This is a genomic window from Streptomyces liliifuscus (genome assembly GCF_016598615.1).
GTDB lineage: Bacteria > Actinomycetota > Actinomycetes > Streptomycetales > Streptomycetaceae > Streptomyces > Streptomyces liliifuscus.
On sequence record NZ_CP066831.1, the window covers coordinates 1,276,405 to 1,301,331 of the forward strand.

The 24,927-nt window shown below is 70.0% G+C and carries 22 protein-coding genes; 16 read left to right on the forward strand and 6 right to left on the reverse strand.

Annotation, left to right across the window (positions count from 1 at the left end; translation table 11 throughout):
• Positions 1-10: 10 nt before the first annotated feature.
• The 3 genes from JEQ17_RS05530 to JEQ17_RS05540 all read left to right on the forward strand — a co-directional run bounded on the left by JEQ17_RS05530 (position 11) and on the right by JEQ17_RS05540 (position 2,583).
• Positions 11-1,285 carry a hypothetical protein gene (locus tag JEQ17_RS05530; protein WP_200394146.1) on the forward strand — a complete coding sequence of 425 codons (1,275 nt, stop codon included), beginning with the start codon at positions 11-13 and terminating at the stop codon, positions 1,283-1,285.
• A 25-nt stretch (positions 1,286-1,310) separates the two neighbouring features.
• The gene (locus JEQ17_RS05535) at positions 1,311-1,718 is read left to right on the forward strand and encodes a hypothetical protein (RefSeq protein WP_200394147.1); all 408 of its coding nucleotides are present in this window, start codon (positions 1,311-1,313) and stop codon (positions 1,716-1,718) included.
• A 73-nt stretch (positions 1,719-1,791) separates the two neighbouring features.
• Entirely contained in the window at positions 1,792-2,583 is a 792-nt protein-coding gene (locus tag JEQ17_RS05540; RefSeq protein ID WP_200394148.1) for a hypothetical protein, read from the forward strand.
• A gap of 39 nt (positions 2,584-2,622) precedes the next feature.
• Here JEQ17_RS05540 and JEQ17_RS05545 read toward each other — a convergent pair whose 3' ends face one another.
• Both JEQ17_RS05545 and JEQ17_RS05550 read right to left on the reverse strand, forming a co-directional pair.
• Positions 2,623-4,092: an FAD-binding protein gene (locus tag JEQ17_RS05545; protein WP_200394149.1), complete on the reverse strand. Its 1,470-nt coding sequence runs from the start codon at positions 4,090-4,092 to the stop codon at positions 2,623-2,625.
• A gap of 156 nt (positions 4,093-4,248) precedes the next feature.
• Positions 4,249-5,259 (reverse strand): LacI family DNA-binding transcriptional regulator, encoded by a 1,011-nt coding sequence (locus JEQ17_RS05550; protein WP_200394150.1) that lies wholly within the window; start codon positions 5,257-5,259, stop codon positions 4,249-4,251.
• A gap of 144 nt (positions 5,260-5,403) precedes the next feature.
• Between JEQ17_RS05550 and JEQ17_RS05555 the strand changes: the two genes are divergently transcribed.
• Positions 5,404-6,558 carry a Gfo/Idh/MocA family protein gene (locus JEQ17_RS05555; protein ID WP_200394151.1) on the forward strand — a complete coding sequence of 385 codons (1,155 nt, stop codon included), beginning with the start codon at positions 5,404-5,406 and terminating at the stop codon, positions 6,556-6,558.
• 34 nt (positions 6,559-6,592) lie between these two features.
• Here the strand turns inward: JEQ17_RS05555 and JEQ17_RS05560 are convergent, their stop codons facing one another.
• Positions 6,593-8,020, reverse strand: coding sequence for a carotenoid oxygenase family protein (locus JEQ17_RS05560; protein WP_200394152.1), 1,428 nt, complete (start codon positions 8,018-8,020; stop codon positions 6,593-6,595).
• An 83-nt stretch (positions 8,021-8,103) separates the two neighbouring features.
• On the opposite strand from JEQ17_RS05560, the gene JEQ17_RS05565 reads away from it, so the two are divergent.
• From JEQ17_RS05565 to JEQ17_RS05600, 8 genes are all read left to right on the forward strand, one after another.
• Positions 8,104-8,619 (forward strand): PadR family transcriptional regulator, encoded by a 516-nt coding sequence (locus JEQ17_RS05565; RefSeq protein ID WP_200394153.1) that lies wholly within the window; start codon positions 8,104-8,106, stop codon positions 8,617-8,619.
• A 107-nt stretch (positions 8,620-8,726) separates the two neighbouring features.
• Complete coding sequence (locus JEQ17_RS05570) at positions 8,727-9,110, forward strand: cupin domain-containing protein (RefSeq protein ID WP_200394154.1); 384 nt, start codon at positions 8,727-8,729, stop codon at positions 9,108-9,110.
• Between the two features lie 12 nt (positions 9,111-9,122).
• Complete coding sequence (locus JEQ17_RS05575) at positions 9,123-9,842, forward strand: formylglycine-generating enzyme family protein (RefSeq protein WP_200394157.1); 720 nt, start codon at positions 9,123-9,125, stop codon at positions 9,840-9,842.
• A 338-nt stretch (positions 9,843-10,180) separates the two neighbouring features.
• Positions 10,181-10,783, forward strand: coding sequence for a hypothetical protein (locus tag JEQ17_RS05580; RefSeq protein WP_200394158.1), 603 nt, complete (start codon positions 10,181-10,183; stop codon positions 10,781-10,783).
• Positions 10,784-10,859: 76 nt separating this feature from the next.
• Complete coding sequence (locus tag JEQ17_RS05585; RefSeq protein ID WP_200394159.1) at positions 10,860-13,514, forward strand: tetratricopeptide repeat protein; 2,655 nt, start codon at positions 10,860-10,862, stop codon at positions 13,512-13,514.
• Positions 13,515-13,577: 63 nt separating this feature from the next.
• Positions 13,578-14,981, forward strand: a complete 1,404-nt coding sequence (gene sthA, locus JEQ17_RS05590; RefSeq protein ID WP_200394160.1) for a Si-specific NAD(P)(+) transhydrogenase — start codon at positions 13,578-13,580, stop codon at positions 14,979-14,981.
• A gap of 153 nt (positions 14,982-15,134) precedes the next feature.
• The gene (locus JEQ17_RS05595; protein ID WP_055611488.1) at positions 15,135-15,755 is read left to right on the forward strand and encodes an L-threonylcarbamoyladenylate synthase; all 621 of its coding nucleotides are present in this window, start codon (positions 15,135-15,137) and stop codon (positions 15,753-15,755) included.
• A 217-nt stretch (positions 15,756-15,972) separates the two neighbouring features.
• Positions 15,973-16,740: a sulfite exporter TauE/SafE family protein gene (locus JEQ17_RS05600; RefSeq protein ID WP_200394161.1), complete on the forward strand. Its 768-nt coding sequence runs from the start codon at positions 15,973-15,975 to the stop codon at positions 16,738-16,740.
• Between the two features lie 92 nt (positions 16,741-16,832).
• Here JEQ17_RS05600 and JEQ17_RS05605 read toward each other — a convergent pair whose 3' ends face one another.
• The 3 genes from JEQ17_RS05605 to JEQ17_RS05615 form a co-directional block, all read right to left on the reverse strand.
• The gene (locus tag JEQ17_RS05605; RefSeq protein ID WP_200401314.1) at positions 16,833-17,516 is read right to left on the reverse strand and encodes an NUDIX domain-containing protein; all 684 of its coding nucleotides are present in this window, start codon (positions 17,514-17,516) and stop codon (positions 16,833-16,835) included.
• A 109-nt stretch (positions 17,517-17,625) separates the two neighbouring features.
• Positions 17,626-18,426, reverse strand: a complete 801-nt coding sequence (locus JEQ17_RS05610; protein WP_200394162.1) for a fibronectin type III domain-containing protein — start codon at positions 18,424-18,426, stop codon at positions 17,626-17,628.
• Positions 18,427-18,436: 10 nt separating this feature from the next.
• Positions 18,437-19,039, reverse strand: coding sequence for a hypothetical protein (locus JEQ17_RS05615; protein ID WP_200394163.1), 603 nt, complete (start codon positions 19,037-19,039; stop codon positions 18,437-18,439).
• A gap of 314 nt (positions 19,040-19,353) precedes the next feature.
• Here JEQ17_RS05615 and JEQ17_RS05620 point away from each other — a divergent pair, with 314 nt between their 5' ends.
• The 4 genes from JEQ17_RS05620 (at position 19,354) to JEQ17_RS05635 (ending at position 24,792) form a co-directional block, all read left to right on the forward strand.
• A complete protein-coding gene (locus JEQ17_RS05620) occupies positions 19,354-21,417 on the forward strand; it encodes a galactose-binding domain-containing protein (protein WP_200394164.1) in 2,064 nt (687 codons plus the stop codon).
• 27 nt (positions 21,418-21,444) lie between these two features.
• Positions 21,445-22,098, forward strand: a complete 654-nt coding sequence (locus JEQ17_RS05625; protein ID WP_200394165.1) for a TetR/AcrR family transcriptional regulator — start codon at positions 21,445-21,447, stop codon at positions 22,096-22,098.
• Positions 22,099-22,424: 326 nt separating this feature from the next.
• Positions 22,425-23,801, forward strand: coding sequence for a cytochrome P450 (locus JEQ17_RS05630; RefSeq protein WP_234048089.1), 1,377 nt, complete (start codon positions 22,425-22,427; stop codon positions 23,799-23,801).
• Positions 23,785-24,792, forward strand: coding sequence for a (-)-alpha-amorphene synthase (locus JEQ17_RS05635; protein ID WP_234048090.1), 1,008 nt, complete (start codon positions 23,785-23,787; stop codon positions 24,790-24,792). The genes JEQ17_RS05630 and JEQ17_RS05635 overlap by 17 nt, the downstream gene beginning before the upstream one ends.
• Positions 24,793-24,927 lie beyond the last annotated feature (135 nt).

Below are 24,927 nucleotides of genomic sequence, written 5' to 3' on the forward strand. Positions count from 1 at the left end.
GTACTGGTATGTGGCCGGGGTGCTCCGCGGCACCGTACAGACCCCGTATCCGCTGCTGTTTCCGCTGCTCATCGCGTTGATCGCATGGTGGCACCAGGCAACTCAGCGCCGGGCCCTGTGTCACTGGCTGTCACGCTGGACCTTCCAGAAGACGGCTCAACCCGAGCTGCCCGCCGGGCCGTTGTACGAGGATCTGCTCGCCAACATTCAGCGCGAGCAGAAGGCCGCCCTGACGCTCTACGAGGCGGACAGCCCCTTCGTCGGGCTGGGTGCGGGACGTCGGGCCTGGTCCTTCGCGATGGAACTGCGGAAGCGTTCGGGTCCGCCGACCGGGGCCGCCGCCCCGGCCGATCCCGCCTCGAACGGGGCCCTGATCCCGCACCAGGACAAGGGACCGCTCACCGCCGAGGGCGCACTCGCCATGATCGAGCCCCAGTTGCTGCGACTGCGCGACTCGGCCGCACGCACCGGGAAGGACCGGCTCCGCGAGCTGGAGATCGACCGGTTCGTCTATGTGCCGGGCGGTGTCGGCCGTGACGAGAAACTGCACGTCGGCGGCAGCCCCGACGCGAGCGCGACGGCGGCGGGCGGAGCCGGCGGGGACGGCCTGACGGTCTACGACCCCGTACAGGTCGCCGCCCACTTGAGGGAAGCCGTCGACGAGGGCGGCGAGGGGCGGCGCGTGTTCCTGCGCGTCCGTATCGGCGCCTGGCACGAACAGGTCGTGGTGACGGTCCTGGTCCGCGTGCACACCCAGGGCGGCATGCTCGTGCTGGAGGTCTCGCCGTACGTACTCGGCCCGGTCCGCAAGGACTTCAGGAACGTGGACGCCCTGGTGGACCGGCTGCCCGAGGGCTGGGCGCGCGGCGCCGTACGCGCCCTCGGCCATGGACCCGCCACCGGCGTCAGCGCGGGCATCAGCGCCCTGAAGACCGTCTCCAGGGAGCTCACCACCGGCTGGTCCACCCGCGAACCGGCCCCCGACGTGCCCCGGGTCTCGCTGCGTCAGCTGACCGCCACCTCCGGGCTGTCGCCCTATCAGGAGATGGACGTCACCCGGTACATCAAGACCGTCGAGGAGCGCATCGTGAACGGCGTGCGCCAGGCGCTCCACGCCCACGGCTACCAGACCGAGCAGTTCGAGCAGCACGTCTACCAGGTCAGCGGTGGCAGCGTCTTCGTCCAGGCGATGTCCGGCGGCTCCGTCGCCACCGGCGCCCACGGCAGCGCCACCTCGCACAACACCGCACCGGCGCACGGCACACCGCGCACCGATCCCAGCTAGGCACCGGACCCCAAGGACCCAGCACATGAGCGACACAGGACACCCCACCCCCGGCCGGCCGGCGCAGGACGGCGGCGGCGTGCACATCGGCTCCATGAGCGGCGGCTCGATCGCCACCGGCAGCCAGGGCAGCGCGTACTCCGTCAACCACACCGCGGCGGAGCCGGACGTGCGGCACGAAGAGCTGCTCGGGGCCATTCGCGCCCTCCGTGAAGCCCTGCCCGCGCGGGAGCGAAGCGCCGAGGACACGACCCTCGACGGAGAACTGGCCGACGCGGAGGCGGAGATCACGCGCACCGGAGCCGCCGGGCCGGAACGCCTCACCCGCCTGCTGACGGGCGTACGCGGCTGGCTGGGATCACAGGCCGCGGCCGCCGGAGCCATCGCCTCGGCGACAGCCGTCGTCCAGGGCATCGCCCAGCTCCTCGGATGACCGGCGCGATGACGACGGACGGCGGCAGGCAGCCGATGACGGGCGCGGGACGGCGACACGGAGGGCCGCGGCGATGAGGGTGTTCGACACCGAGCGGCAGGAGTGGGGCGGTTCCCGGCGCGAACGCCTCTTCCACACCGACCAGTACCTGGACGTGCCGCGGCAGAAGAGCGTCCGGCAGCAGACGGGGATCGTGCTCGCGGTCACCGGGCTCGCCTTCGGCATCTGGGCACTGGCCTGGAAGGACGAGCCGGAACCGTACAAGGACCCGACCGCCACCCAACAGGAGTCCCCGGAGACGGCGTCGGGCGGGACCGGGGACGAGGTTCCCGCGGACGGATCGCCCTCGCAGGACACCACCTTCGAGTCGTCGGCGACCCTCCCCGAGGACTACGAGTCCCTCCAGGACATCGCGGGGTATCGGGTGGCACTGCCGAAGGGCTGGGAACGCGAGAGCCGGTCCTCGCAGTACGGCATCGACATCGTCGACTACCGCAGTCCGGACGGCACCCGACGGCTTCAGGTGTTCCAGGTGATGGAGACCTCTCCGTACTCCTCGCTGCAGGCCGCTCAGATCGAGGCGGAGAAGCTCGACGGATACGAACCGGTCGCCATGGAGGAGGTCCCGAGTGCCGTGGGTCAGGCGGCCGAGCACGAGTACCGCGCCGACGAGATCGCGGGCGAGCAGGGCGGCGGCACCCGGCACGTCATCGACCATCGCTTCGAGGCGACGGACGGCGAACGGTACGCGCTGGTCGCGTACGGCTCCGAGGCCGACGGGACCGAGGACGAACGGGAGCTCGTGGACACGGCCCTGCTCTGGTTCTGCCCGCCCGGGACGCAGTGCGACGACCCGGTCGGCTGACCGGCCGGGCCAGAAGACGCCTGCTCGGAAGACGCCCGCTCAGAAGATGCCTTGTCCGGGGACGAGGATCCCGCGCGGGTCGTAGGTCTTCCGCGCGGCGGCGAGCCGGGGCCAGGCGGACCCGAAGTGCCGTCGCCAGTCGGCCTGGTCGAAGGGCACCGAGCCGACCGGGTACCGGGTGCCGCCGGCCGCGCGGACGAGGTCGTACGCGGACCGGTTGGCCGCCAGCAGTCGCCGTACCGCCGCCGTGTCGTCGGGAGGAGTGCTCCGCAGGACCGCGAAGAGGTAGGGCACGGGGTCGTCGGGCATGCGAAGCAGTGGGGTCCGCAGGCGTTCGCGCACCAGCGGGTACAGCAGCACCACGCCGCCCGGACCCACGTCGCCCGGGGTGAGCGCGTCCAGGAGCCGGCCCGCCACGTCGGCCGCCTTGCGGCCGGGCAGGAGCAGGTTGAGCCATGGATGGGCGTACGCCCACAGCCCGGCTTCCTTGAGGGCTGCGACGGCCGGGGCGAGCCGGTCCAGGAAGTCGTAGTACGGGATGTCGGTGATCTCCGCGCCGGACGGGTCGTGCCGCAGGCCCCGCAGGAGCACGGCGTCGTCGGGAACGTCTCCCGCGGGAGGTCCGTAGGCGACGGCCTCGATGACATACCCGCGGAAGGCACCCGCGGCGTCCGGAACGATCTGCCCCTCGACGTAGGAGAACCGTCGGTCGCGGACGAGCAGCCGCTGGTCCTCCACGAAGGTCCGCAGATCGTCGTACGGCAGGAGGTAGTGGCGTACGGTCTCGGGCGCGCGGACCAGTCGCACGGTCGCGCCGACGACCACGGCGCACTGGCCGAGGCCGGCGAGTACGGCGAGGAACAGGTCCCGGTGGCGGTCCGGGGAGCAGCGCAGCAACTCCCCCGCGCCGGTGACGACTTCGAGCTCCAGGACATTGTCGACCTGCGCGCCGTGGCGGTGGGTCTGACCGCCGAGACCGCCGACGGACAGCGTTCCGCCCACGGAGAGTTCGAGGTAGTCGGTGAAGACGGGAGGCGTCAGACCGTGGACGAGGGTGGCCTTGGCGACGTCGCTCCACTTCGCGCCGGCGCCTACCCGGACGCTGCTGCTGCCGGGGCCGAGGGGCTGGATCGCGGCGAGCGGGGTGGTCTCGACGACCAGGCCGCCGGCGACCTGTGCCTGACCGTTGGTGGCGTGGCCCTGTCCGCGTGGGGCGACCGGGATTCCGCGCCTGTGGCAGAACCGCACCATCGCCACGACGTCCGCGACGGAGCCCGGCCGCAGTACCGCGGCCGGACGGCGGTGCACGATGTGGCCGAAGTCGTCGGCGGCGGCGCTCAGCGCGGCCTCGTCGGTGTGGAGGGTGCCGTCCAGCTCGGGGATGCCGTGCAGCGGCCGGTCGGACGGGGTCACCGCCCAGCTCCGGGTGAAGGGGTCGAAGCCGATCACCGCGGTTCCTGCGGCGGCCAGGCCACGCAGCACGGAACGTCGGGGCGGTCTGCGGGACATGCGCTCCTCCAGGGGGAAGGACACGGTGAACCGGTCAGCAGCCGCCCACTCTAGGGCCGTTGGCGCACGAGGACACGGCCCCGCGCCGGTGCTCCCTGGGCTTCGTTCGGACCGGGCGTTCACCCGCGCGGTCGGGGCTCGTGGCGTGCGTGGCGCTCAAGCGCGGGGCTCGCGCGGCGCGGCCGTTGTGCCCCGTACCTCCAGCACCGGCGTGCTGAGGACGACCTCGGCGGGACGGGTGGGGTCGGCGATGCGGTCGAGCAGGCACTGTGCGGCGCGGCGGCCGACGTCGTGGCCGGCGCTGTCCACGGTGGTGAGCCACAGGTGCCGCAGGCGCGCGAGATAGGTGTTGTCGTAGCCGACGAGGGAGAGGTCGTGCGGCACGCGGAGGCCGAGTTCCTCGGCGGCCGACAGGGCGCCGACACAGGCGATGTCGTTGAACGCGAAGACTGCGGTGGGCCGTTCGCCTGCGCTCAGCAGCCGGACCGTGGCACGGTAGCCGCCCTCCTCGGTCAGGTCGCCCTGTTCCACTACGGCCGTGTCGGACAGTCCGTGTTCGCGCATGACCGTCTCGAAGCTGCGGCGGCGCAGTTCGCCGACCATCCCCTGTCCCGCGATGTGGGCGATGCGCCGGTGGCCGAGCGCGATGAGGTGCTCGGTGGCGAGCCGGGCACCGTACTGGTCGTCGTTGGCGACGAGGTCGACGTGCGGCAGTACGGGTTCGCGGGCGCCCGCGACGACGGTGGGCACCCGGGTGGCGGCCGTGCGCAGCGCCTCGGGGCCGGGCAGTGTGCCGACGGCGATGAGGCCGTCGACCCGTAGGTCCGTGAAGGCGCGGGTGAGGTCCTCGCCGAGACGCAGGTTGAGGTGTCCGTCGGCAAGGAGCATGCGCAGGCCGTGGGCGTGCAGCAGGGAGTTGAGGCCGTCGAGCAGTTCGACGAACCAGGGGTTGCGCATGTCGTTGAGGAGCACGCCCACTGTGCGGGTGCGCCGCTCGCTGAGGCTGCGCGCGGCCGCGTTGGGCCGGTAGCCGAGTTCCTCGACGGCGGCCAGCACGGCCTGCCGCTTCTCGGGGCGCACCTGGTCGGATCCGCGCAGCACGAGCGAGACCAGGGATTTCGACACTCCGGCCCGTTCGGCGACGTCGCGGATCGTCGGTGGTCTCATGAAATGGACCGTTCCACAGGGATCGACGGGTTGTCAAAGGGTCCTCGTGAGGTCCTCATGGGCTCCTCCTGGGGTTGACACGTGCGGGAACGGGCCTTCAGTGTGAACCGGAAGAGTTCTGGACCGGTCCAAAGAAGGGCAGTCATGGTGAGTACGCTCGGCGTCGCCGTCGTGGGGTTCGGCTGGATGGGGCGGGTGCACACCCAGGCGTACGCCCGTGTGCCGCACCACTTCCCTCAGCTGTCCCTGCGTCCCGAACTGATCGCCGTGGCCGACGAGGTGCCCGGCCGGGCCGAGGAGGCCGCCGAGCAGTACGGCTTCGCGACGGCGGCCCGGGACTGGCGGGAGGTCGCCGCCGACCCGCGGGTCCAGGCGGTGAGCATCGCGGCCCCGAACTTCCTGCACCGCGAGATCGGCGTCGCCATGGCCGAGGCGGGCAAGCACATCTGGATCGAGAAGCCGGTCGGTCTCACCGCCGAGGACGCGCGGGCCGTGGCCGGCGCCGTCACGAAGGCGAGCGTGCAGGGCACGGTCGGCTTCAACTACCGCAACGCGCCTGCCGTCGCGGCGGCCCGCGAACTGATCGCCTCCGGCGAGATCGGCACGGTCACACACGTCCGAATCCGCCTCTTCAGTGACTACGCGGCCCACCCCGAAGGTGCTCTGACCTGGCGGTACGAGCGTGAGCGCGGCGGCAGCGGAGTGTTGGGCGACCTTGCCTCGCACGGTGTGGACCTGGCCCGCTTCCTGCTCGGCGAGATCGCGTCACTGGCCGCCGACACTGCTGTCTTCGTCCCCGAGCGCGCCCGGCCCACCGGCGCCACCGCGGGCCACACCCGCTCGGCGGGCGGCGAGCTGGGCCCGGTGGAGAACGAGGACTACGTGTCCTGCCTCCTGCGCTTCGCCTCCGGAGCCCGCGGTGTCCTGGAGGCCTGCCGGGTCTCGGTCGGCGAGCAGAACAACTACGGCTTCGAGATCCACGGCACCAAGGGCGCGGTCTCCTGGGACTTCCGCCGCATGGGCGAGCTGAGCGTCAGCCGGGGCACGTCGTACCAGGACCAGCCGGTCAGCACGCTGTACGTGGGCCCCGGGCACGGCGAGTACGCCGCCTTCCAGCCGGGCTCGGCCAACAGCATGGGCTACGACGACCTCAAGGTGATCGAGGCGTACAACTTCCTGCGCTCGATCGCCGAGGGCACCGCGTACGGCGCGACGGTCGAGGACGCCGTCCACAGCGCGGCCGCGCTGGACGCGATGTCCCGCTCCGCGGAGAGCGGGACCTGGGCAAGTCCCGCGTAAGGACCGAGGCACTCGTCTGGGCCGAGGCCCGTACCTACGAGGTGTGCCGGGTGAACAGCCCGTGGAAGCCGAAGGGGATGGCGTGCGGCACGTCCGCGCGCGCCAGCACCTCGAACGTGCGGGCGTCCAGCACGAGCAGGAACGACGAGCCCGCCGCCGAGTCGAGGACCACGGACAGCACGACGCCGTCGTCCTCGCCCTCCGCGCCGGGCGCCGCAGTCGGTGCCGACACGAAGACCGGCTCGCCCGGATAGCAGCCGTCCTCGGACCACTTCAGCGTCCGCCCTGTCGTCACGTCGACCTTCACGAGCTGGTTGAGGAAGTCGTCACCACTGCGGTCGCGGGCGCCCACACCGTACGCGTAGCGGTAGTCGACGCCGTTGTGCCGGTCGTACGCGATGCGCGGCAGCTCCAGTGACTCCTCGGACAGCCGCCGCACCTCGACGTCGCCGGTGCCGAGGCCGATGCGGTAGCGGGTGGGCAGCGCGAACGGGATCGCGTCGCCCGCGCGCAGTCGGTCCAGATACAGCGCGTCGATGACGGAGGCGTCCTCGTACGAGCAGATGTCGAGGACGATGTCGTCGCCGTCGTCGAAGGCGTTGATGTGGTGGAACGCGAAGAACGCCGGCCCCTCGTAGGCACCGCACACCGAGCCGTCGCGCAGGTCCATGACCGTGAAGCGGGTGCCGCGCTCCGGCTCCCAGCGGTAGTTCTCGATGAACGGCCGGCCGCTGAGCACGATGCTCAGCGGGTTCACCACGAGCGGGAACTCCGCGAGGACCGCGTACCGGCCGGTGATCGCGAAGCTGTGCATGTAGGAGGGGCGGGCGATCCGGCGACTGCCGATCAGCTCGCGGCCCGTGCCCGTGGCCTTCTGCCGGTAGACGCGGTACTCACTGGTACGCGAGAAGTGCAGCAGGTAGTTGACCAGGTCGCCGGTGCTGGGGTCCTGGTGCGGGTGGGCCGTGGTCAGCTGGCCGCTCAACCCGTCCTCGTAGCCGACCACTCCCGCGGTCGCGAGCGTGTCCCGGTCGAAGGCGACCGGTATCGGCGTCTCGGTCAGCGCCACGAAGCGGTCGCCGAAGCGGGTGATGTTGACGTTCGCGTTCACGGAGGGCCTGCGCGAGAAGCGGGTGAAGAAGCGGGCGAACAGTGAGCGGCACGGGTCGGTCGCGAACTCGGGGTAGGCGATCGTCCCCGACTCGACGGCGCGGTGGGCGGCGGTGTCGAGGAACCTGTTGGCGTAGGAGACCCTCCCGCCGTCGATGGTGAAGCGGTGCAGCATCGCCTGTCCGTCGAACCAGTGCCGCAGGGAGCGCTCCCCCGCGTCGTAGCGCGCGGGACCGTTGCGCAGCAGGCTCCCCTCCAGCCAGTCGGGCAGCGTCCCCTTGACCGGAAGCTCTTCGACGGCGGTCTCGTCGTGCAACCCGTGAAACCCGGCCGCGAAACTCTGTGTGTTCATTGCCGCCTCCTGACATGCCACAGTGGACTGTGCTTACTTTTCATGGCACACCGTCCACAGTGGAATGTCAAGGGAAGAACGGGATGGCCGACCTCAACCCCACCGCGGCTTCGCTGCTCGGATTCCTGCACGGCGGGGAGGCCAGCGGATACGAGCTGGTGCACACCGCCGAGCAGCTCATCGGCGACTTCTGGACCCTCACCAGGAGCCAGGTCTACCGCGAGCTCACGGCCCTCGCCGGCCGTGGGCTCGTCGAGGCCGGGCCCGCGGGCCCCCGGTCGCGGCAGCCCTACCGGCTCACCGACGAGGGCCGGGCCGCCTTCGCCGCATGGCTCGCCGAGCCGCCGGGCTCCGAGCAGATCCGCTACCCGCTGCTGCTCACCATCGCCTTCGGCTCCGCCCTGGACCGGGACCGGCTGACGGAGTTCATCGCCGCGCACCGCGCCGACCACGAGAAGCGGCTCGCGGACTACCGGGAGAGGGTGGCCGCGGGCGCCCCCGACCGCTTCACGGACGCCACACTGGCCTTCGGCATCCGCTACGAGGAGGCCGTACTGGCCTGGATGGACGAGCTGCCCGCGATCCTGGACGGACGGTAGGCCCCGGCCCGCGCGGACCACCGTCGACACAGCGCTGGGCACGGCACCGGACGCGGCACTGGGCACAGCGCAGCACCGGACGCGGGCAACTGCTAGCGTCCGGGCGCGTGAACGACAGTGTGTATGTGGGAAACGCGGGCAAGGACGCGGCGCTGGACCGGGGGTGGCTGCTCGGGCACTTCAAGGACGCCGACGATCCGCGCCACAGCGAGGCCCTGGAGATCAAGTGGGGCGTACACCCCAAGGGCGACGAGCGATCGCGGTGGGTCGAGGGCGAGGAACGCACGGCCCTCCAGGTCCTGGTGAGCGGCCGGTTCCGTGTGGAGTTCCCCGGCCGCAGCGTCACGCTGCGAGAGCAGGGTGACTATGTGGTGTGGGGGCCCGGAGTGGACCACTCCTGGTTCGCGGAGGAGGAGTCGGTCGTGCTGACCGTCCGCTGGCCGTCCGTGCCCGGATACGCGGTCCCGGAGTCGGACCGGGATCCGCAGTAGGCTCGACGGCTCATGGACACGAGCACGGTGAACGAGATGATCGCTGTCCCGCCGGGGCGGGTGACGCTGACCGACCGGCGGACGCAGCGCAGTTGGCCGGTCGAGCTCGCGCCCTACCGGCTCGGGGTGTTCCCGGTCACGCAGGCGCTGTACGCACAGGTCACGGGTGCGCGGCCGAGCACCAGCGAGGGCGACCGGCTGCCCGTGGAGAGCGTGTCCTGGTGGGACGCGGTCCGGTTCTGCAACGCCCTGTCACGGCAGGAGGGGTTCACCCTCGCCTACCTCCTCCACACCGATTCCGAAGGCGCGGAAGGGCGGGAAGGCATAGAAGGCGCAGAAGGCGTAGAAGGCATCGAGTGGGACACGGCCGCGGACGGGTACCGGCTGCCCACCGAGGCCGAGTGGGAGCACGCCTGCCGCGCCGGTACGACCGGGCCGCGCCACGGGCCGCTCGACGACATCGCCTGGTACCGCGGCAACTCGGACGAGCGTCTCCACGACGTGGGCGGCAAGCAGCCCAACCCCTGGGGCCTGCACGACATGCTCGGCAACGTCTGGGACTGGTGCTGGGACGTCTACGACGCCGAGGTCTACGGGACCTACCGGGTCCTGCGCGGCGGTGGCTGGTTCGACGAGCACTGGAGCTGCCGGGCCTCGGCCCGGCGCCGCAGCCACCCCAGCTACCAGGTCGACGACGTGGGGTTCCGCGTCGCACGCTCCGTCACACCCTGATCCGCGTACAGGGACGGGGAGTTGCCAGGATCGGCGGCGAGCCCGGAGCTCCAGCGAACCTTGAACTCAAGCGACTTGGCGCTCAAGCGCACTTGGCACTCAGACGAACTCGGAGCTCAACGCGTCCTCCATGCCCGGGCGCCACACCTCACACAACGTTCACATTTGTTGACGCAGCGCATTGGGTTGCACCAAGATCTTCAACGGATGAGTGATCGCGCCCTCGGTGAGGTGCGCGAACTGCCCCATGCCCCGCCCGTGTTGACCGCGGCCCGCCAGGCCGCGCCGCCACCGGCAGCCGGGGCCTCCCCCACACCTTTCATCTCAAGGAGTCTGTCTTGCTGCGCCACAATTCCGCGCTGCGCGCCGTCGCACCCGCCGCCGTCCTCGCGCTCACCCTCAGCGCATGCGGCGGGGGCGACGACACCGGCACGGACGCGAAGAAGCCCTCCCGGCCCAAGGCCACCGCGTCGCAGGCCGAGGCGCCGTCCGGGGGCGAGCTGGCCACCGGCGAGAGCGCCACGGGGAAGGTCGAGGAGGAGGACGGGAAGGTCACGTACGAGATCACCGCCCAGAAGGTGGACCTCGGCACGGAGGCCGAGGCCGAGAAGCTGGTCCAGGACAAGGCCGACGCCAAGGGACTGGCACTCGCGGTCGCCCATGTGAAGTACACCCACAAGGCGGGCCCGGCCCTCACGAGCGACTCCGACGCGGGCGACGGCACCACCATCTGGGCGGACGGCCGGCGAGGCACCCTGCTCCTCGGCTCCGCCGACGACGCCCCCGGCTGCGAGGACCCGTACGACGTCACCAGCTGGAAGTCCGGCGAGAGCCACACGTTCTGCGAGTCGTACCTGGTCCCCTCGAACGCGAAGTCTCTTGAGGTCCACTGGTCGGAGGAGGACGGCGAGCCCTTCATCTGGAAGTTCCCCAACAAGTAGGCGGAACGCCCGCGGTATGGCTACACCGGCCCCCGAGCGGGCAAAGGAGGGTCAACAGCCGCACGGGGGTGGTGTCATGGCGTGGCGGGCGGGGTGGTTCGCGTCGATGGTGGCCGGGGCGGTGCGCTTGGCGGGGACCTTGGTCCGGCCGGTGCTCGTGGCGGTTCTCGGGCCGCCCGGCGCCGCCGTCGCGGGGGCCGCGGCGGCATCGGGCGGGCAGGCGCTGGACCGGGTCGCGGCGCGGCAGCAGGCGTTACCCGGGCTGCTGAGGATCTCGCGGCGCGGGCGTGTGCCGACGGTGGCCGACGCACGGGATCCGATCTGGCTCGGTGTGCATCCGGCGCCGCCGGGAGGTGGCGGGGCGGCGGGTCTCGGCCGGGTGCCCGCGTTCATCGACCGGGACACGATGCCGCAGGTGGAGGCCGCGCTCAGTGCGGGTGAGGGGTTCGTGTTGCTGGTCGGCGAGTCGACGGCAGGCAAGTCGCGGCTCGCGTACGAGGTGATGCGCAAGCGTTTCGCCAAGTACCGGCTCATCGTGCCCGACAGCCGGGAGTCGGCCGTTCCCCTGGTCGACCTCGTCGTGCGGATGAGCCGTGCCGTGGTGTGGCTCGACGAGCTGGACGTCTTTCTGGGGGCCGGCGGGCTCACCGCGGGTCATGTGCAGCGGATGCTGGGCTCCGAGGACTCCAGTGTGGTGATCCTGGCGACAATGAGCGCCCAGCAGCACGGCAAGTTCGGGGCCAGGTCGGGGGCCGACAACGAGCCCGGGTTCGATGTCCTGCGCAGCGGCCGTGAGGTGATCCGGCTGGCCACGACGGTGAGGGTCGACCGTACGTGGAGTGCCGCCGAGATCGCCCGCGCCGCGCGGCACACCGAGGACCCCCGGATCAGGGCGGCGGTCAAGGGCGCCGGCCGGCACGGGCACGGGGTGGCCGAATACCTGGCCGCCGCACCGCAGTTGCTGGACGAGTGGCACAACGCCTGGTCCACCGGCACCCATCCGCGCGCCGCCGCACTGGTGACGGCCGCCGCGGACGCCCGCCGTACGGGCTTCCACCAGCCGCTGCCGCAGGAGGTCCTGCGGCGGTTGCACGAGGTGTATCTGGAGCGGCGCGGCGGGACCGCGCTGCGTCCGGAGCCCTGGGAGGAGGCGCTGACCTGGGCTACGGAACCCCTGCACGCCACCTCCAGCCTGCTGCTGCCCCATGACGGTGACCGCTTCCAGGCCTTCGACTACCTCCACCACACCCTCGACGAGCAGGTCCCGCCGCCGCGCATCCCGGACACCGTCTGGGAGACCCTCATCGACCACGCCAACGCCACCGGCGCACTCGACATCGGCACCACCGCCTACCAGCGCGGAGACCTCTCGCACGCCATGGCGGCGTTCGAGAAGGCGGGCCTGGGCCGCGGACGGCTGCCCCGCCAGTGGTACGCGACCTGTGTGGGCGAAGCCGGCAATCCCGCGCGGGCCGTAGAGCTGTACGGGGAGCTGGTGACCGAGTCGACGGGCGAACTGGGCCCGGACGCCCGCGAGTCACTGGAGAACCGCAACGCCTACGCCCGGTACGTCGGCATGGCCGGCCGTCCCGCCGAAGCCGCGGACCTGCTGCGCGATGTCGTCGCCGACCGCGCACGGGTCCTCGGTGCCGGCCACTCCCACACCCTCAACAGCCGCAACAACCTCGCCCTGTTCCTCGGCGAGTCCGGCCGGATCGGCCCGGCGCTGGCGGAGTTCGAGTCCGTGCTCGCCGACCGCACCCGGCTGCTGGGCGCCGATCATCCGCACACCCTCAGCACCCGCTACGGGCGCGCGTATCTGCTGGGCGACGCGGGCCGCCCCGCGCACGCGGCCCGGCTCTTCGAGAGCCTGGTCGCCGACCGGACCCGTACACAGGGCCCGTACCACCCGTACACGCTCAACAACCGGCGCCACCATGCCCACTTCCTGGGGGAGGCCGGACACGCGGCGCAGGCCGCCGAGCTGTTCGAGGAGCTGATCCAGGACTGCCTCCAGGTCCTCGACCCGGACCACCCAGACACCGTCGCGGCGCGTCACGGCCACGCGCGCTTCCTCGGCGAGTCCGGAGACCCCGCCAGGGCGGCGGCCCTGCTCACCGCGCTGCTCGCCGACGCGAACGGGGACGGCGCGCGGGACGGCGGAACTCACGGCTCCCGCAGCCCCGTTGCCCTGGTGTGGCGGCGCTACCGGGCCTTCTTCACCGGCGAGGCGGGCGATCCCGACCAGGCCGCGCGACTGCTCGACGAGTTGCTCACCGACAGCCGTGCCGTACTCGACGACGGCCACCCGCATCTGTTCGCGATCCGCGCCGCCCACGCCCGCAGCACGAGCCGCCGCGGCCGGACACAGGAAGCCGTGGAGCTGTACGAGCGCCTCGTCGAGGACTGCCGGTCGGCCCTGGGCGACGACCACCCGCACACGCTCGCCGCCCGCAGCGGTCACGCGCGCGGCCTGGGCACCGTCGGCCACGCCGCGGAGGCCGCCGACCTGCTGGAGATCCTCGTACAGGACCGCACCCGGATCCTCGGCGACGACCACCCCGCCACCCTGGGCAGCCGCAACGCCCACGCCCGCTGTGTCGGCGATGCCGGCGACCGGGCGCGTGCCGCACGGCTGCTCCGGCAGATACTCCAGGACCGTGTCCGGCACCTCGGCGAGGAGCACTCCTGGACCCTGCGCACCCGGCAGGAGCTCGCCGAATTCCAGTGAGCGGGCAGAACCGACCCCCGTTCACCCTTTCGGGCGAGAGCCTCGGGCTGACAGACTCCGGAGGTGCGCGACTTCGACTTGCTCGTCATCGGATCCGGCCCGGGCGGCCAGAAGGCCGCCATCGCCGCGGCCAAGCTCGGCCGCCGGGTCGCCGTCGTCGACCGCCCCGACATGGTCGGTGGGGTCTCCATCCATACCGGGACCATCCCCTCGAAAACTCTGCGCGAGGCGGTCCTCTATCTCACCGGTCTCACCCAGCGCGATCTGTACGGGCAGAGCTACCGTCTGAAGGAGGACATCACCGTCGCCGACCTGACCGCGCGCACCCAGCACGTGGTCAGCCGCGAGGTCGACGTCATCCGCAACCAGCTGTCCCGCAACCATGTCTCCCTCTTCGCCGGCACCGGCCGCTTCGTCGACGACCACACCGTCGCCCTGCGCGAAGTGACCGGCCACGACCGGCTGTTGAGCGCGGACACCATCGTCATCGCCACCGGTACGCGCCCGGCCAGGCCCGCGACCGTCGAGTTCGACGAGCGGACGATCCTGGACTCCGACAACGTTCTCAACCTGGAACGGGTACCCCGCTCCATGGTCATCGTCGGGGCCGGCGTGATCGGCATGGAGTACGCCTCCATGTTCGCCGCCCTCGGCAGCAAGATCACCGTGGTCGAACAGCGGCCCGGGATGCTCGACTTCTGCGACGTCGAGGTGATCGAGTCGCTCAAGTACCACCTGCGGGACCTCGCGGTCACGTTCCGCTTCGGCGAGACCGTCGCCGCGGTCGAGAAGCACCCCAAGGGCACGCTCACCATCCTGGAGAGCGGCAAGAAGATCCCCGCCGACGCCGTCATGTACTCCGCCGGCCGGCAGGGGCTCACCGACGAGCTCGACCTGGACAAGGCGGGGCTGTCCGCCGACCGGCGCGGGCGGATCACGGTCGACGAGCACTACCGCACCGAGGTGCCGCACATCTACGCCGTCGGCGACGTCATCGGCTTCCCGGCGCTGGCCGCGACCTCGATGGAACAGGGGCGTACGGCGGCGTACCACGCATGTGGTGAACCGGTGAACCGGATGCACGACCTCCAGCCGATCGGCATCTACACCATTCCGGAGATCAGTTTCATCGGGAAGACCGAGGACCAGCTCACCGAGGACTGCGTGCCGTTCGAGGTGGGCATATCCCGCTACCGCGAACTGGCCCGGGGCCAGATCATCGGCGACTCGCACGGCATGCTCAAGCTGCTGGTCTCCCCCGAGGACCGGAAGCTGCTCGGTGTGCACTGCTTCGGCACGGGCGCCACCGAGCTCATCCACATCGGGCAGTCGGTGATGGGCTGCGGCGGAACCGTCGACTACCTGGTCGACGCCGTGTTCAACTACCCGACGCTCGCCGAGTCGTACAAGGTGGCCGCCCTGGACGCGACCAACAAGATCCGGCAGATCGACCGCCTCAGGGACTGACGCCCCTTTACGCCGAACCCGCTCACGGCGCTGGTGAGCCCGGCTCACCAGCGCCCTGCGGACGCCCTCACCGAACTCCGCATGGGACCTCCTCATCGGACCTCCGCACCGGGCCTGCGTCGGCCGCGGGGGCCGAGAGCATAAGCTCGGCACGTGGCCAAGTACTTCGACGTTCATCCCGAAAATCCTCAGCAGCGGACGATCAGCCAGGTCGCCGACTCCATCCGCGCGGGCGCGCTCGTCGTGTACCCCACGGACTCCTGCTTCGCACTGGGCTGTCAGCTGGGCAGCCGTGACGGCATCGACCGGATCCGGTCGATCCGCCGGCTCGACGACCGGCACCACTTCACGCTCGTGTGCCAGAACTTCGCGCAGCTCGGGCAGTTCGTGCAGGTCGACAACGACGTGTTCCGCGCCATCAAGGCATCGACCCCCGGCAGCTACACGTTCATCCTGCCCGCGACCAGGGAGGTGCCGCGCAAGCTGCTCCACCCGAAGAAGAAGACGGTCGGGGTCCGTATCCCCGACCACGTGGTCGCCCAGGCCCTGCTCGCCGAGCTCGGCGAGCCTCTCCTCTCCAGCACCCTGCTCCTGCCCGACGAGGAGGAGCCGATGACCCAGGGCTGGGAGATCAAGGAACAGCTCGACCACGTCGTCGACGCGGTGATCGACTCCGGGGACTGCGGCACCGAGCCGACCACGGTCATCGACTTCTCCAGCGGCGAGGCCGAGATCGTACGCAAGGGAGCGGGCGACACGGCACGGTTCGAGTGATACGCCGCTCGGCGCCGCGGCCGACGACGGCCGCGCGCCGCACGTCGACGCGCGGCCGGGCCGGAAGCCGGGTGCCAGCAGCCGGGACACTTCGGCGGAGGCCGAAGCGTTCGGCGCCTAGCGTCGGTTCCATGAACATCTCCCGGCGCCTGTACGTCGGTGCCGCCCCTGCCGTCCGGCCCACCCCTGGCAGCCGTCACACCAGGCAGGGCGCCGCGTGACACCGTTGGAAGGGCTCGCCGTGTTCGCCGCCGGGGTGGGCGCGGGCGGTATCAACACCGCGGTCGGCTCGGGGACGCTCATCACCTTTCCGGTCCTGCTCGCCACCGGTCTGCCGCCCGTCACCGCCACGGTCTCCAACGCGCTCGGGCTGATCCCCGGCAACATCAGCGGAGCCTTCGGCTACCGCGAGGAACTGCGCGGCCAGCGCCGGCGCATCCTGAAACTCGGCGTCGGCGCCCTGCTGGGAGGTCTGACGGGCGCCACGCTCCTGTTGGCCCTGCCCGCGGCGGCGTTCGAGAGGATCGTGCCGGTCATGGTGGGGCTCGCCCTCGTTCTGGTCGCGTTCCAGCCCCTGATCGGCAAGTATCTGCGCGGCCGCCGCGCACGGACCGGCGTCCCGGCCCGCAAGGACGGCGGCCCTCTGCTGTTCACCGGTATGACCCTCGCCAGCGTCTACGGCGGCTACTTCGCCGCCGCGCAGGGAATCATCTACGTGGCGGTGATGGGGACGCTCCTGGACGAGTCGCTGCAGCGCCTCACCGCCGTCAAGAACGTCCTGGTCGCCATCGTCAACACGGCCGCCGCGACGTTCTTCCTCTTCGTCGCGGACTTCGACTGGACGGCCGTCGCACTGATCGCCTGCGGTTCCGCGCTGGGCGGCCAGTTCGGGGCCAGGATCGGCCGCCGCTTCAGCCCCGCGGCCCTACGTGCCCTGATCGTGGCGGTCGGCACCGTCGCGATCGTCCAACTACTGCTCCGCTGAGCGCATATGGAAAGGCCCTCCGCGCCAGTGCGGAGGACCTCTTCCACGCGTGCCCGAGTGGAGTATTCGGGTTCCGAACGAGCCCGGGTGGACTACTCGGTGGCGGACACGGCCTTCCCGCTGAACGGACCTTCCAGCGCCGCCCACTGCAGCAGCATGATGGTCTTGGCGTCGGCGATCTCGCCGCTGCGGATCATGGCGAGGGCCTGGCGGAAGGGCAGTTCGACGATCTCGATGTCCTCGCCCTCCTCGTCCAGGCCGCCGCCCTCGTGGGTGCGGGTGGCCGGTCCGTACGAGGCGGCGTAGAAGGTCACGCGCTCGGTGACCGATCCCGGGCTCATATAGACGTCGAAGACCCGCTGGACATCACCGACCGTGTGGCCGGTCTCCTCGATGACCTCGCGTCGTACGGCGACCTCAGGGTGTTCGTCGTCCTCGTCCAGCAGTCCGCCCGGTGTCTCGACGAGCATCCCGTCCGGGTGCCCGTTGACGTACACGGGATAGCGGAACTGCCGGGTGAGCAGGACGGTTTCGCGGACTTCGTCGTAGAGCAGGATCGTGGCGCCGTTGCCACGGTCGTGGGTTTCGCGCTCCTGGGTGGACCAGGTGCCGTCGGCGTGCTGGAAGTCGAAGGTCGTGGTGCGCTCCACGTACCAGTGGCAGGACAGCAGTTTCACGTCCCGCACCTTGACCCGGTGGTTTCCCGTCAGGTCGAGGCCGACCCGGTCGAGTCCGGTGCGGCCCCTGCTGTCGGGGGTGTCGATGCCCGCGGTCATCGTGCGCCGGCCGGAGAGGAGGTGCGGGTGGTGCCGGAGGTGCATGTGCAGGTGGAACAAGTGGTCATGTCCTGCTTCTACCATCCTGGTCCGGTCCGTGTCAGGCAGGTCAGGGACCGGTGGACTCGCCGGTGGTCAGCCGCACCACGTTCGACCGCTCGCCGTAGGTGAAGGCCCGGACCCGGTAGGACGCCTCCTTCTCGGTGGGCAGGGTGATCAGACCGGTGGAGTTGACGTCGGGATCGAGGACCACGACGGGTTCGTAGGCCGAGCGTGTCCTCGTACGGGCCTCCAGCAGGAACCCCGCCTCGTCGGAGGCGTGGTCCGTCCATGTGAAGAGGATGCCGTTCGCATGCTTGACCGCGGCCTTGAGCCCGGTGGGCGCTCCGGCACCGGTGGACCGGAGGGGTCGGCCCGGGGCCGTCCGCTTCGGATCCTTGCGAGCGGGCAGCCAGTCGTGGCTGGAGTCCTCGTCCGCCGCTGTCAGTTCCCCCTTTGGGAGAGTGACGCTCACCGGCTCCGAGACAGGACCGTCGAAGTCACGCAGCCGGTAGAAGAAGGTGGTGTTCGGCATCAGATCGGGGTGCCGGTAGTTCGTCACGCTGGGCGGCAGATACTGCAGGACGGTGTACGGACCGGACTCCTCCGTCGCGAATTCGAGGACGTGGCCGGAGGCACCCGAACCGCTGCCCTGCCAACGCAGATCGATGTCGGTGGGTGTGGTGCGCTCGGCGCGGAGCACGACCCCCGAGGCGGCATCGGCCTTCCCTGCCACAGGATGCCGGGCGGTAGCGGGACGCCTGTCCGCCCCGCCCTCGCCCGTCGTCCGTGTGGCGGAGCAGGCCGACAGCGCCAGGAGAAGAGCGAGAACGAGCGCTGTCGGCGCCGCGACGCGTACGGGAACACTCATCGGTTCTCGGCTACTTGCGCCAGAAGCGGACGTTGCTCCACACGACGGTGGCCGGTCCGTTTCCGCTGTTGGTGCGGTAGGCGCCGAACTTGTCGTAGAAGCTGCCGCCGGGGCTCGAATAGGTGTGCTGGAGCGAGCCGTTGATGTAGGTGCGGTGCGAACTTCCCACCTGGTGAACGGTGTTGACGCGGACCGTGGCGCCGACCGTGCCCGCGTTCGACAGTGTGTCGCCTCCGTGGACCGCGTACAGGCGCCCGCCGCGTTCGACGGCGAGCATGAAGTACGGGCCCGCCGCCGACTCGTTGAAGGTCTGCTTGAGGCTGATGCGGGTGCCGCTGAGGCTGCTGATCCGGAAGTAGCCCTCGAACTGGCGGGTGCCGCCGGTGTAGGTGGCGTACCGCCGTTCGGCCCGCTGGTCGCCACTGGCCGTCGAGCAGGTGAGCTGGAAGGTCAGTCCGTCGACCTGTCCGCAGCCTCGCTCCTGGACGGTGTAGGTGGGAGAGACCGAGGTCCAGCCGCCGGGTTCCACCTCGGCGACGGCGTTGGGCAGGGCGAGGAACGTTGAAGCGCACACCGCACCGGTCACGGTGAGCGCCCGAAAGCGCGTGAGCATGTCGGCTCCTTGGGCGTGGGGGGTTCAGTCGGGATTCACAGACATGAACGATGACTGCCTTTTTGAACAACTGACTGGAAGGTAGGACTGGACCAACGGGTCGTCAAGAGGCCCATGTGCACCAGCTGTTCATCGCCGGGACCCGTCACGGCCGACGAACCATCAGGTCATCCGTCCCGGACTCTTGACTCCGTTCACCGCAGTCGCGATTCTCGACCCATCGTTTGCACGAGTCATGACAACCAGCCCCGGGGTGTCGAACCCCGGCCGGCTGGCTCATCGACTGCGCCGTCCGCCGACCGAAGACGTGGGTGATGACCATGACTCAACAGCCGCACCACAGGCGCAGACCGGTCACGGTTCTGTCGTTGCTCCTGCTCGTGATGGCCGTGACGCTCGGCCCCACACCCAGTTCCGCGGCGGGGACGGACTGGTGGAACCCGGTCGCGCGGCCGGCACCTGACTCCCAGATCGGCGTCACCGGTGAGCCCTTCAAGGGGACCAACTCCCAGGGCGAGGTACGCGGGTTCGTCGACGCGCACAACCACATCATGGCCAACGAGGCCTTCGGCGGCCGGCTCATCTGCGGCAAGCCGTTCTCCGAGGCGGGAGTGGCCGACGCGCTCAAGGACTGCCCCGAGCACTACCCCGACGGCTCGCTCGCGATCTTCGACTTCATCACCAACGGCGGCGACGGCAAGCACGACCCCGACGGCTGGCCCACGTTCAAGGACTGGCCGGCCCACGACTCGCTGACCCACCAGCAGAACTACTACGCCTGGGTGGAGCGGGCCTGGCGCGGCGGCCAGCGCGTACTCGTCAACGACCTGGTCACCAACGGCGTGATCTGCTCGGTCTACCCCTTCAAGGACCGCAGCTGCGACGAGATGACGTCCATCCGGCTGCAGGCGAAGCTGACCTACGACATGCAGGACTACATCGACAAGATGTACGGCGGCACGGGCAAGGGCTGGTTCCGGATCGTCACCGACAGCGCGCAGGCCCGAAGCGTCGTCGAACAGGGCAAGCTGGCCGTCATCCTGGGCGTCGAGACGTCCGAGCCGTTCGGCTGCAAGCAGATCCTGGACATCGCCCAGTGCGACAAGGACGACATCGACGCCGGTCTGGACGAGCTGTACGACCTGGGCGTACGCAGCATGTTCCTCTGCCACAAGTTCGACAACGCGCTCTGCGGGGTCCGTTTCGACGAGGGCGGCCTCGGTACGGCGATCAACGTCGGCCAGTTCCTGTCGACCGGCACCTTCTGGCAGACGGAGAAGTGCACGGGCCCGCAGCACGACAACCCCATCGGTGGTGCGGCGGCGCCGAGCGCCGAGGAGGAGCTGCCGGCGGGGGTCGAGGTCCCGTCGTACGACGATGACGCCCAGTGCAACAAACGCGGCCTGACCGAGCTGGGCGAATACGCCGTGCGCGGCATGATGCAGCGCAAGATGATGCTCGAGGTCGACCACATGAGCGTCAAGGCCACCGGCCGGGTCCTCGACATCTTCGAGTCGGAGTCCTACCCCGGTGTGCTCTCCTCGCACAGCTGGATGGACCTCAACTGGACCGAGCGCGTCTATGGTCTGGGCGGCTTCATCGCCCAGTACATGCACGGATCCGAGGGGTTCAGCGCGGAGGCGGACCGCACCAAGGCGCTGCGCGAGAAGTACGACGTCGGATACGGCTACGGCACCGACATGAACGGCGTCGGCGGCTGGCCGGCCCCGCGCGGCGCGAACGCCTCGAACCCCGTGACGTACCCCTTCCGCAGCACCGACGGCGGCTCGGTCATCGACAAACAGACGACCGGTTCGCGCACCTGGGACCTGAACACCGACGGGGCCTCGCACTACGGGCTGGTCCCGGACTGGATCGAGGACATCCGACGCGTCGGCGGCCAGGACGTCGTGGACGACCTCTTCCGGGGCGCCGAGTCGTATCTCGACACCTGGGGTGCGTCCGAGGGGCACAAGGCGGGGGTGAATCTCGCCAAGGGCGCATCCGCGTCGGCCAGTTCGTCGGAGTCCAACCCGTTCACGAGCTACGCCCCCGGCCGGGCCGTGGACGGGAACACGGACACCCGCTGGGCGAGCGACTGGAGCGACGACCAGTGGCTCCGGATCGACCTCGGCTCCACGAGCACGGTCAAGCGCGTCACCCTCGAATGGGAGCGCGCCTACGGGAAGTCGTACCGCGTCGAGGTCTCCACCGACGGCAGCACCTGGCAGTCCGTCTGGTCCACCACCGCCGGTGACGGCGGCCTGGACACGGCCCGGTTCAACGGCGTGCCGGCCCGCCATGTACGGATCCACGGGCTGGACCGGGGCACCGACTGGGGCTATTCCCTTTACGAGGTGGGCGTCTACAGCAGCTGACGCCCACCGGAACGAAGGGAACCACCCATGGCACGGATGCCGTCGGCCGAACGGCGTCGGCAGCTCACCGAAGCGGCCATCCGCGCGATGACCCGGGACGGCGTCTCCAGAACGACGACCCGGTCCATCGCCGCGGAGGCCGGTCTGTCCCTGAGCGTCTTCCACTACTGCTTCGACTCCAAGCAGGCCCTGATCGAGTCCGTGATCACGACGATCACCGAGCACTCCGTCACGGTGGTCAGGGAGGCGATCAGGCCGCAGGCCACCCTTCGGGAGACCGTCCGGGCCGGCTTCCAGGCCTACTGGGACCATGTGTCCGCGCATCCCGGCGAGCACATGCTCACGTACGAGCTGACGCAGTACGCCCTGCGTCAGCCGGGGTTCGAGCATCTGGCACGGCGGCAGTACCAGCTGTACTGCGACACCTATACCGAGCTCGTCGAAGAGCTCGCCCGCGGCATGGACTTCGAACTCCGCGTCCCGGCCCCCGTGCTGGCCCGCTATCTGGCCGCCATGACCGACGGGCTGACCCTGAACTTCCTCGTGCTGGGCGACGACGCGGCCTGGGCCGACATCCTCGACACGATCACCGACCATGTCGCGGGGCTCGTTCGCGATGCGGACGAACTCCGGCCCCGTACGGGATCCGGGCCCGCCGGTTCCTCTTATTCGTCCCCCTGATGTGCCCCTTTACAAAAGGCCACTTGAGTGACGAAAGGCAATTCCAGTAAATGCAGCATGCATCAACATTGTTTCACCCAACGCCTCTTTGTGCTCCTGTGCGCCCCCAAGGAAAGTTGATCTGGGGAGCCGACAGCCGTTGAACTGGGCAGGACATGACTCAAGCACCGAGCCGGTGGCACGTTCACCGATTTACGTGAGTCGACTGAGGCAGGTGGTATTCGATGAGCGACGCCATGCCCGGACCGGATCGACTATGGACCGTGGGCACTGCGCCAGGCATATTCCCGAGCATCAGCCACGGTATCGCTTTGTTCCGTCGGCCGTTGGCTTTTCTGAATTCCCTGCCCGCCCGGGGTGATCTGGTCGAGTTACGCCTGGGCCCGCTGCGGGCCTGGATGGTGTGCCACCCGGAGCTGGTCCACCGCATGCTCATGGACCCGCGCACCTTCGACAAGGGAGGTTCGCAGTACGACAGGCTCCGGGCCCTGATGGGTGACGGTCTGGTCACCTGCCGCCAGGAGGCGCACCGACGGCAGCGCACCCTGCTCCAGCCGGGCTTCCGCGCCTCCCGCGTCGCCGACCACACGGAACTGATGGGCGAGGAGGCCGAGTCGGTGTGCCGGGCATGGCGGGCCGGGCAGCGGATCGACGTCAGCGCGGCGATGATGGCCCTGACGACAAGGGTGACCAGCCGCGTCCTCCTCTCGGACTCGCTCGACGCCGCCAGGGCCGCCCAGATGCGCAGCGCCCTCGGCACCATCGTCCGTGGCCTGTTCGTCCGCACGGTCGTGCCGGTCGACGCCCCGTTCCGTGTCCCCACACCGGCGAACCGTCGCTATCGGCGTGCGGTCGACCGTCTGCACGGGATCATCGACTCCGTCATCGCGGAACGACGGCGGGGCGCTCCCCGCGACGACGTGCTGGGGACGCTGCTGGCCGCCGCGCGCGAAGGAGGCGAGGACCCGGCGGTCACCGAACAGGAGGTCCACGACCAGCTCATCACGCTCCTGATCACCGGCGTGGAGACCACCGCACTGTGCCTGGCCTCCGCCTTCAGCCTCCTGGCTCAGCATCCGGAGACCGAGGGCCACTTGCACTCGGAGGTCGACACCGTGCTCGGCGGGCGGCGGCCCGGCCTCGACGACCTGCCGCGGCTGGCCTACACCCGATCCGCCGTCACCGAGACGCTGCGCCACTCCCCACCGGGCTGGCTCTTCACCCGTGTCACGACCAGAGAGACGGAGTTCGCCGGGTGCCGGCTCCCCCGGGGCGCCACCGTCCTGTACAGCCCCTACCTCCTGCACCACGATCCCGCGTCGTTCCCCGACCCCGAACTGTTCCTGCCCGAGCGCTGGTTGCCGGGCTCGGAGCGGATCACCGCCGCACAGCACCGCGCGATGCTTCCCTTCGCCACGGGAAGCCGCAAGTGCATCGGGGACTCGTTCGCGATGGCGGAGGCCACGGTTGCGGTTGCGACCATTTCCAGTCACTGGCGGCTGCGCCATCCGCCCGGACCGGTCGGACAGCCGCGTCCCGCCGTGACGTTGGGTCCGAGGTCGCTGCCGATGATCTGCGAACCACGCTCACACATACCGGTCGGCACACCGCCTCGCGCCCGTTCTCTCGCTCCCCGAACCACGGTGACATCCCGCGCACAGGACCCCCGAACGGCAGGTGACAACGGTGTCGACAACGCATGAGGAAATCACGGTCGCTCTGCACGAAGAAATTCCCGCGGAGAATTTGAAGGACCTCATCGACGCCAATCTCTACATGCCGTTTCCTTTTTTGAGCAACCGCCACGAATCCGAATCGGCGGCAGGCGTCGACACTTGGCTGCGCACCTGGGGACTGACCGACGACCCGGCTGTCGCGGCCATGATCGTCAAAACCCGCCCGGCGGAACTCGCGTCCTACAACAGCCCGACCGTGGACAGCGATGTCCTCCAGATCGTGGCCAACCAGATCGCCTACCAGTTCATTTTCGACGACCAGGCGGAAGAGGTCGGCCGACGGCGGCCGGGCCGCCTCCTGCCCATGCTCACCGAGAGCATCGGGATCCTGCGCGACGGCCAATCCCCCAGCACCCCGCTCGGGGCGGCCCTGGCCGATCTCCACCGCCAGGTCCAGGAGCGGTGCACGCCCGCACAGGCCGCACGATGGGCATGGAACAGCCGTGAGTACGTACACGGCCTGCTCTACGAGGCGGTGGCCCAGTCGCACTCTCCTCCCGTACGGATGGGACTGTGCAACTCGATACGCTCACTCACCGCCGGAGTCGAGCCCTTCTACCCGCTGTGCGAGGCCGCGCAGCCGCACGAGCTGGACCCCGAGGAACTCCACCATCCCGTCATGCGGCGTCTGGGCCGGCTGTCGGCCGACGCGGCGGTGTGGATACCCGATCTCTTCTCCGCGGTGAAGGAGCAACAGGCGGGCGAAATGATCAACCTGGCCCTCGCCTATCAGCGTGCGTACGAATGTTCCCTGTCACAGGCAGTCACGCTGGCCATTCGACGGATCAACGGCACGATCGGCGAGTTCGAGACGCTCTACGAGAAGATCAAGCCGGAGCTGAGCCCGGCCGGCGTCGGTTATGTGGAGGGCATGTCCGGCTGGATCCGCGGGTGCTACTACTGGTCCCGCACCGTGCCCCGCTACGCGGACGCGACGGCCATGTCTTCCGTCCACTGAACGAAGACCAATCAACTTACGTTACCTGAAAGGAAGGCGCTCAAACCGTTCCGGTGCATGATTCGCCCTTCCCTGTGTACTCATTGCTCAATACGACCACCCGATGTCCGCAAGGGCGTACGCTCATCGCTGCCT

Excerpts from the sequence above, each read along its gene's own strand:
- JEQ17_RS05550 (WP_200394150.1), bottom strand. The coding sequence starts at position 5,259 with ATGAGACCACCGACGATCCGCGACGTCGCCGAACGGGCCGGAGTGTCG.
- JEQ17_RS05565 (WP_200394153.1), top strand. The coding sequence starts at position 8,104 with ATGGCCGACCTCAACCCCACCGCGGCTTCGCTGCTCGGATTCCTGCAC.
- JEQ17_RS05545 (WP_200394149.1), bottom strand. The coding sequence starts at position 4,092 with ATGTCCCGCAGACCGCCCCGACGTTCCGTGCTGCGTGGCCTGGCCGCC.
- JEQ17_RS05560 (WP_200394152.1), bottom strand. The coding sequence starts at position 8,020 with ATGAACACACAGAGTTTCGCGGCCGGGTTTCACGGGTTGCACGACGAG.
- JEQ17_RS05615 (WP_200394163.1), bottom strand. The coding sequence starts at position 19,039 with ATGCTCACGCGCTTTCGGGCGCTCACCGTGACCGGTGCGGTGTGCGCT.
- JEQ17_RS05605 (WP_200401314.1), bottom strand. The coding sequence starts at position 17,516 with ATGACCGCGGGCATCGACACCCCCGACAGCAGGGGCCGCACCGGACTC.
- JEQ17_RS05610 (WP_200394162.1), bottom strand. The coding sequence starts at position 18,426 with ATGAGTGTTCCCGTACGCGTCGCGGCGCCGACAGCGCTCGTTCTCGCT.
- JEQ17_RS05625 (WP_200394165.1), top strand. The coding sequence starts at position 21,445 with ATGGCACGGATGCCGTCGGCCGAACGGCGTCGGCAGCTCACCGAAGCG.
- JEQ17_RS05535 (WP_200394147.1), top strand. The coding sequence starts at position 1,311 with ATGAGCGACACAGGACACCCCACCCCCGGCCGGCCGGCGCAGGACGGC.
- JEQ17_RS05575 (WP_200394157.1), top strand. The coding sequence starts at position 9,123 with ATGGACACGAGCACGGTGAACGAGATGATCGCTGTCCCGCCGGGGCGG.
- JEQ17_RS05555 (WP_200394151.1), top strand. The coding sequence starts at position 5,404 with ATGGTGAGTACGCTCGGCGTCGCCGTCGTGGGGTTCGGCTGGATGGGG.
- JEQ17_RS05540 (WP_200394148.1), top strand. The coding sequence starts at position 1,792 with ATGAGGGTGTTCGACACCGAGCGGCAGGAGTGGGGCGGTTCCCGGCGC.
- JEQ17_RS05620 (WP_200394164.1), top strand. The coding sequence starts at position 19,354 with ATGACCATGACTCAACAGCCGCACCACAGGCGCAGACCGGTCACGGTT.
- JEQ17_RS05585 (WP_200394159.1), top strand. The coding sequence starts at position 10,860 with ATGGCGTGGCGGGCGGGGTGGTTCGCGTCGATGGTGGCCGGGGCGGTG.